The organism is Shewanella sp. 11B5 (assembly GCF_002836795.1).
Taxonomy (GTDB): domain Bacteria; phylum Pseudomonadota; class Gammaproteobacteria; order Enterobacterales; family Shewanellaceae; genus Shewanella; species Shewanella frigidimarina.
The window spans coordinates 1-1,717 of sequence record NZ_PJAP01000800.1 but is presented as its reverse complement, the minus strand read 5'-3'; the positions used below and the strand labels follow the sequence as shown (position 1 = coordinate 1,717).

At 42.9% G+C, this 1,717-nt stretch carries 2 protein-coding genes; both read right to left on the bottom strand.

What is annotated here, in order from left to right; all coding sequences use genetic code 11:
* Positions 1–1,072: PilT/PilU family type 4a pilus ATPase (locus tag CXF78_RS16585; protein WP_102037397.1), on the bottom strand; the 1,072-nt coding region annotated here is incomplete at its 3' end.
* Between the two features lie 12 nt (positions 1,073–1,084).
* A partial coding sequence (locus CXF78_RS16580) for a type IV pilus twitching motility protein PilT (RefSeq protein ID WP_145991515.1) occupies positions 1,085–1,717 on the bottom strand: 633 nt, incomplete at its 5' end.

The following is a 1,717-nucleotide window of genomic DNA, read 5'->3' as shown; positions in this document are numbered from 1 at the left end:
AAGCTGCTTCGTTATTTCGCAATTTAATCATTAAACGTAAATCATTAGGCGAATCGGCATGATGTAATGCATCGGCGTAACTAATCTCACCCTCTACATATAAATCTAGCAATGCTTGGTCAAAAGTCTGCATCCCTTGCTCGCGTGACTTACCCATGGTTTCTTTAAGTAAATGCAACTCATTTTTAGCAATCAAACTGGCCACTCGGGGAGTATTGATTAACACTTCAATGGCAGCGCGACGACCAGTTCCGTCAGATTTAGGAATAAGCTGTTGCGCTACAATGCCACGTAAATTTAACGACAAATCAAATAGCAACTGGTTGTGTTTGCTTTCCGGTACTAAATGCATAATGCGATCGAGAGCCTGGTTAGCATTGTTTGCGTGTAAGGTTGCCATACATAAATGACCCGTTTCGGCAAATGACAACGCAAATTCCATGGTTTCTTGAGTACGAATTTCACCAATCAGAATGACATCTGGCGCTTGACGCAGTGAACTTTTAAGTGCGGCATCAAATGAGTCGGTATCAATACCCACTTCACGCTGAGTAACTATACTTTTACGATGGTTATGTACAAACTCAACAGGGTCTTCAATGGTCAGAATATGTCCGCGAGCATGAGCATTTCGATATCCCACCAGCGCTGCCAACGAAGTCGATTTACCTGTACCAGTCCCACCCACCATGATGATAAGACCACGCTTACTCATGACCAAATCTTTCAAAATAGGGGGCAATTTTAAATCATCGACTTCTGGAATTTGAGTTTCGATACGGCGCATAACACAACCGGCTGATTCACGTTGCCAAAAGGCACTGACGCGAAAACGCCCTAAATCTTTAGCCGCAAATGCAAAGTTGCACTCGCTTGTGTCATGAAACTCTTTCTTTTGGACATCACTCATTAACGACTCAACAAACACTAACGACTGCTCTGGTGTTAATCGATTTTCGGATAGTTGACGTAGCTCTCCGTCAATTTTGGCACTGGGTGGAAAACCAGCAGTGATAAATAAATCTGACGCTTTTTTTTCCACCATCATATTTAAAAACGGACGAACATCCATGATCCCAGTTCCTTAGAAATTAGCTTGTTTATTCGAACTCTTCTGCATCGCATCTTCACGGGTAATTAGCCCACGATTGACTAAGTTTTGCAGACATTGATCCAGAGTTTGCATACCGTGAGACATACCGGTTTGAATAGCTGAATACATTTGTGCAACTTTATCTTCACGAATAAGATTTCGAATCGCTGGTGTACCCATCATAATTTCATGAGCGGCCACTCGGCCACCGCCAATTTTCTTGATCAATGTTTGTGAAATAACCGCCTGAAGTGACTCAGACAACATGGTGCGGACCATGCTCTTTTCACCTTCTGGGAATACATCGACCACACGGTCAATGGTTTTTGCGGCTGAGGTGGTATGCAAAGTACCAAATACTAAGTGACCCGTTTCAGCGGCGGTCATGGCTAAACGAATGGTTTCAAGGTCGCGCATTTCACCCACAAGAATAACATCTGGATCTTCACGTAGTGCACTTCTTAGAGCAGCATTAAAGCTGTGTGTGTGTTTGTGTACTTCACGCTGGTTGATTAAGCATTGTTTGTTCTGATGAACGAATTCTATCGGGTCTTCAATGGTTAAAATATGGTCATGTCGATTTTCATTAACGTAATCGACCATCGCAGCCAATGTGGTTGATTT